The 5,581-nt window shown below is 42.8% G+C and carries 5 protein-coding genes; all 5 read left to right on the top strand.

Going from position 1 to position 5,581, the window contains the following annotated elements; translation table 11 throughout:
• The first annotated feature begins 92 nt into the window (after positions 1 to 92).
• The 5 genes from BFU02S_RS14535 (at position 93) to prmC (ending at position 5,491) form a co-directional block, all read left to right on the top strand.
• Positions 93 to 569: a hypothetical protein gene (locus BFU02S_RS14535; protein ID WP_066372150.1), complete on the top strand. Its 477-nt coding sequence runs from the start codon at positions 93 to 95 to the stop codon at positions 567 to 569.
• Between the two features lie 508 nt (positions 570 to 1,077).
• Positions 1,078 to 2,451, top strand: a complete 1,374-nt coding sequence (locus BFU02S_RS14530) for an ArsB/NhaD family transporter (RefSeq protein WP_066372147.1) — start codon at positions 1,078 to 1,080, stop codon at positions 2,449 to 2,451.
• A gap of 53 nt (positions 2,452 to 2,504) precedes the next feature.
• Positions 2,505 to 3,185 carry a YwrJ family protein gene (locus tag BFU02S_RS14525; protein WP_084361144.1) on the top strand — a complete coding sequence of 227 codons (681 nt, stop codon included), beginning with the start codon at positions 2,505 to 2,507 and terminating at the stop codon, positions 3,183 to 3,185.
• Positions 3,186 to 3,489: 304 nt separating this feature from the next.
• Positions 3,490 to 4,563 carry a peptide chain release factor 1 gene (gene prfA, locus BFU02S_RS14520; protein ID WP_066372136.1) on the top strand — a complete coding sequence of 358 codons (1,074 nt, stop codon included), beginning with the start codon at positions 3,490 to 3,492 and terminating at the stop codon, positions 4,561 to 4,563.
• A complete protein-coding gene (prmC, locus tag BFU02S_RS14515; RefSeq protein WP_066372134.1) occupies positions 4,556 to 5,491 on the top strand; it encodes a peptide chain release factor N(5)-glutamine methyltransferase in 936 nt (311 codons plus the stop codon). Before prfA ends, prmC begins: the two co-directional genes overlap by 8 nt.
• Positions 5,492 to 5,581: the final 90 nt, after the last annotated feature.

The following is a 5,581-nucleotide window of genomic DNA, read 5'->3' as shown; positions in this document are numbered from 1 at the left end:
CAGCCCCTTTTTTTATAGGGGTTTACTTGGAAACAATTCACTTGTTACAGTAAGTTAATCGCGGGCATGATACTACAAGAGGTGGTAGTATGATGAATAAAAAGTGGTCTCTTCTATCGCTTATCATGCTGTTCTTGTTTCTAGCAGGATGCACGACAAACCGCGATGCTGCTAATGATTTTCCAAATTTGACGTCCAATCGTGCGCATAGCAACATTGACTTTGAATTAAACAATCGTGCCAAAGATAAACAGCACTATGTGGAAGATGATATTACCGGCCAAAATCCCAACTTTCTCGATTTAAACCGAACAGGCAGCGGCTCTGAATCTGGTGCCGGAAACCATGCCATCGATACCGATAAAGCCAAACAGGTAATTGCCGATACCCATGAATTTGTAACGGACTCTGTGTGGATCAAAGGAGACCGGATGCGGGTGACCGTTTATAAAAAAGGGTCCTTTTCAAACCGCGAAAGAAAAGCTGACGAAGTACGCCTTCGCAAGAAACTCATAGAGGCACTGCCGCTTTACAATATTGAAGTAAGAGTAAAAGAAGATCAGAGATAAACATGCTCTCTTTGGAAGGGCATGTTTTTTTGGCTTATTGCTCCTTTTATTCGGTGGTATCCATAATTCTTTCAAAAAACTGTTTTTTTGCTAATATATTCATCCGTTGAATTCTTTTTCTTGCCTTATGGATTTATTCCCCATCTTATTTAGGTCACTTTGTTCCAGAAATTTACTTATTCCATCCGTTATTAATCCACTTCTTCATAATAGGACTGATATTTCAAATAATACCTATTCTAACTCTAGTAGTGAGTTTGATTATAAAGTCCAATCATCGAAATAAAAACTCCAAGTATGTTTGAATCATTGATTCATAGAGATACTGGTCGATAGATTTGTGCGGATTTTATTAGAAACGGGTACAAACCCAAAGCCGGTCTTAATCGGGATACATAAAATGCAGTACAGTACCACAAAAGGACAGATGGAGGGGGGAGACAACTGCGGAATAACTCATGAAGAAACTACATGAACTACAACTAGATAAAAAGGAGATGAAAATAAGATGTTTACCGTTACACTAACGATCATTTCGTTTGTAGCGACGATCGTATTGATTATGTGGAGACCTAAGGGGCTTAACGTATCCATCCCTGCTCTTGCCGGAGCAGCACTTATGGTCATTGCTGGATCGGTTTCGTTAGAAGATTTGAAAGTAATCGGTTCGGATGTTGGCGGCGCGTCGGTGACGATTATGGCAACCATCGCGATGGCACTTGTTCTCGAAAGTTTCGGTGTATTCCAATTCGTAGCTGATTTTTTAGCTAGACTCTCCAAAAATTCGGGCATTCGTCTATTTTGGTACATTAATTTAATGAGTTTGCTTATGACCCTAGTGTTTAACAATGATGGTGCTATCATCATTGCAACACCAATACTGATCATTCTTCTCAAAAAGTTGGGACTTAAACCCCATCAGCAAATTCCGTATCTACTGAGCGCTGCGCTTGTTGATACTGCGGCGAGTGCCCCCCTTGGCGTCAGCAATATTGTCAATTTAATCTCTATCAAAATCATCGGAATGAGCCTCTTAACCTACTCTATAATGATTTTCGTCCCGTCCATGATAGGTGTTGGTGTCCTGGCATTACTGAATTATGTGATATTTCGAAAGAAACTGGTAAGAGACCTAAAACAAAATAGTATGTCAAAGAAAAACAAGCCGAAGCCACGTATTCATCCTTTGGGAATGAATGCTGAAACAGCTGGTACAGATTTGCAAGCAGAGACTCCTTCGAATAAGCAAAAGAGATTCATGATAAATATCTTGCTATATGTTTTAGCCGTTCGTGTGGCACTGTTTGTCGGTGCTGACTTTGGGGTGTCTCCATCGGTTACTGCGGTTGTTGGAGCTGTTATACTCCTCATCTGGCGTTGGGTTAAGATGGGTACATCACCAATGGATATCTTACGAAAAACTCCATGGCATGTACTCTTTTTTGCCTTTGGTATGTATGTGATCGGATCCGGGATTGCAAATGTCGGATTAAACGACTGGCTTGTACATGTGCTTCAACCATATATTGATGGAGGCTGGTTTAGCTCTATCGCAGCCACGGCAACAGCCGTTAGCCTTATGTCCGACCTGTTTAATAATCACCCTGCTTTAATGATCGGTACGTTAAACCTGACTTCCATGCATCTGAGCCCGATGGCACTCCACGTGGCGTACCTTGGGAATATTATCGGAAGCGACATCGGTTCACTACTTACACCCATCGGGCTCCTTGCGACTTTGATATGGATGTTCGTATTAAAGCAGTATAAGGTACACATTAGTTGGAGTCAGTACCTCCGTGTAACAATCTTGGTGGTTCCACTGACCGTTATAGCAACCATAGTTTTATGTTATGGTTGGATTCGGTTGATTTATGGCTAAGCAACTTAATCGCCACCAAGGAGTCATTGTAAGTAAAAATTTAAAAAAGGAGAATGGAAATGTTGATCGATTTTGTCCAATTAATTGGAAAAAATGTGGAGATTGAAATTTCAGGGGGAATTTTCCACAAGGGCATGTTAATCGATTCCGGATTGGACATTGTGGTGATATACGTAGGGAAAACCAATTCCTTCCTCTACATTCCATTTGTTCATATCCAAAGATTAAGGGAGTTACCGACATGGGATGAAGATACCACTTATGATTCTCCTTCGGAAAAACCAATCGAAGCGGAGGCAATATCTTATCGAAAAATATTAATGAATGCTAAAGGGTTGTTTGTGAAGGTTTATGTGTCAGGCAATCAATCCTTTTATGGATATGTATCCAGCATTATGAACGATTATTTTGTCTTTCACTCGCCAGCACATAAAACCATGTTTATCTCGATGAACCATGTTAAATGGCTGATTCCGTATCCACAAAATACAACACCGTATGCTTTAGAGAATGAGAAATTTCAATTAGTCCCTCCGCCTTCTTCGTTAGCCAGAAGCTTTGAAGAACAGTTGAAAAGATTAGAAAATCAATTAGTCATCCTAGACGGTGGAAACAATCCTGAAAAAATAGGCTTACTCCAAAAGGTTCATAATAACAAAGTGATTTTAGTCACTGCAGAAGGGGAGACCATTTTTCGGAATTTAGAACATGTCAAATCGATTCATTTGCCTTAATGGAAGGGGAATTCAGATGGCGAAACAAAATAAATAATCCACACAGTTACCTTTGTGGATGGATTATTTATATACTTGGAGAATGATTAGACCGTGACAAGACTGGCACGGTCTTATTCGGTGTACTAGCTATATGTTTTTTCTAAAGCTTTAACTTTGAGAAAATGATCTGCACATGGACATGATTTTATTTTGACAATTTGGTTTTGACCTCAGATTTGACCTATACTATAATTAGAATGTTATGGACTAGAAAATCAACGGTGTTTATATAGATTTTAGATAAAATTTGAGGTGAAGAATTGTGTTTGATCGTCTGCAAGCTGTAGAGGATCGTTATGAAAGGCTGAATGAGCTTTTAAGCGATCCGGAAATCATCAATGATTCGAAAAAACTGCGGGAATATTCGAAGGAACAGGCGGACCTGCAGGAAACGGTTCAAACTTACCGTCAGTATAAAGAGGCCCAAGCGCAGCTCCAGGATGCAAAAGCTATGCTGGATGAAAAGCTGGATCCAGAAATGCGTGAGATGGTTAAAGAAGAGGTTAATGATCTGGAAACGCAAATTAATGAATTGCAAGAGAAACTTCGAATTCTGCTGATTCCAAAAGACCCGAATGATGATAAAAACGTTATTATGGAGATTCGCGGTGCGGCAGGCGGTGAAGAGGCTGCTTTATTTGCCGGCACGCTTTACCGGATGTACAGTCGTTATGCGGAATCGCAAGGCTGGAAAACAGAAGTCATTGATGCCAATGAAACAGGTCTAGGCGGCTTTAAAGAGATTATTTTTATGATCAATGGCCAGGGGGCTTATTCAAAACTAAAATTTGAAAATGGTGCACATCGGGTGCAGCGGGTGCCGGAAACGGAATCTGGCGGTCGAATTCATACATCGACGGCAACAGTGGCCTGCCTGCCGGAAGTAGAAGAATTTGATATTGAAATAAATGAAAAGGATATTCGCTTTGATACATTTGCCTCAAGCGGTGCTGGCGGCCAGAGTGTTAACACGACGATGTCGGCTGTCCGCTTGACCCATATTCCGACGGGAATCGTCGCCACCAGTCAGGATGAAAGATCCCAGCATAAAAATAAGGAAAAGGCAATGAAAATTTTGCGTGCTCGTATTTATGACAAGTTCCAGCAAGAAGCTCAGGCTGAATATGACCAAGTGCGCAAATCAGCTGTTGGTACCGGCGATCGCTCTGAACGAATTCGTACGTATAACTACCCGCAAAACCGGGTTACAGATCACCGCATTGGCTTGACACTGCAAAAGCTAGATCAAATTATCGAGGGCAAGCTTGATGAAATCATTGATGCGTTAGTCCTTGATGATCAAGCGAAAAGATTGGAAAATGCCGCTAATGAGTAAAAAAGTATTCGAAGCTCTGAAATGGGCTTCTTCTTTTTTAATACCAGCAGGACGTGATGAAAATGCCGGAGAGCTTTTGCTAAGACATTTCAGCGGGATGTCGCGTACACAGCTGTTTGCCAACATAAGGGAAGAATTGGAGCCTGGCGTGTGGGAAGCATTTGAGGCAGCTGTCAAGGAACATGCCCGCGGCGTTCCCGTACAATACATCATCGGCTCAGAAGAATTCTACGGAAGACAATTCGTGGTCAATCCAGCAGTCCTCATCCCAAGACCCGAAACCGAAGAACTCGTCTACGGCACACTCCAAAGACTCCCGCAGCTATTCAGTAACAAACAAGAAATCCGCCTAGCCGACATCGGCACCGGCAGCGGCGCCATCGCCATCACCATGGCAATTGAATGGAGATTGGTGTCAGGCACCACTCGTGGACAAATGTCCGTCTCAGGTGGACGCTCGATGCCCAAGAAACCGTTGTTAGTGGTGTCAGGCACCGATATTTCGGCTGATTCGCTGGTGGTGGCCCGTGAGAATGCGGAGCGGCTTGGGGCGGATGTACGATTTCTTGAGGGGGATTTGCTGGCGCCGTTTGTGGAGAAGGGTGAAAGGCTGGATGTGGTGATGTCGAATCCGCCGTATATTCCTCTTGGCGATCAGGAGTGGATGTCGGAGGTAGTTCTGGAGCATGAACCGCACCGGGCGCTTTTTGCCGGTGAGGACGGCTTGGACTTTTACCGCCGTTTTATGGTCGAGCTGCCCCAGGTGCTGGCACCAGAAGCCCTTGTCTGTTTTGAGATCGGGGCTGGTCAGGGCGAAGCGGTGGCAGAGCTTTTTCGAAAAACCTTCGCAATTGTAAATGTAGAAGTTATTCATGATATAAACGGCAAAGATCGCATGGTGTTTGCTCGAATCGGCTTCGGGGAGTAGGCTTCCCGGAGTCTTTTTTATATTTGGCTTTGTTAAAGGTAGATGTTGATTTTATGGCATTGAATAATAGATGGAAGGATTCCTGCTAAA

The sequence above is a fragment of the Neobacillus fumarioli NBRC 102428 genome, from assembly GCF_001591485.1.
Classification (GTDB): Bacteria; Bacillota; Bacilli; order Bacillales; family Cytobacillaceae; genus Neobacillus; species Neobacillus fumarioli.
Note: the sequence above shows the minus strand (reverse complement) of the source record. Positions and strands in the feature narration are given on the sequence as shown.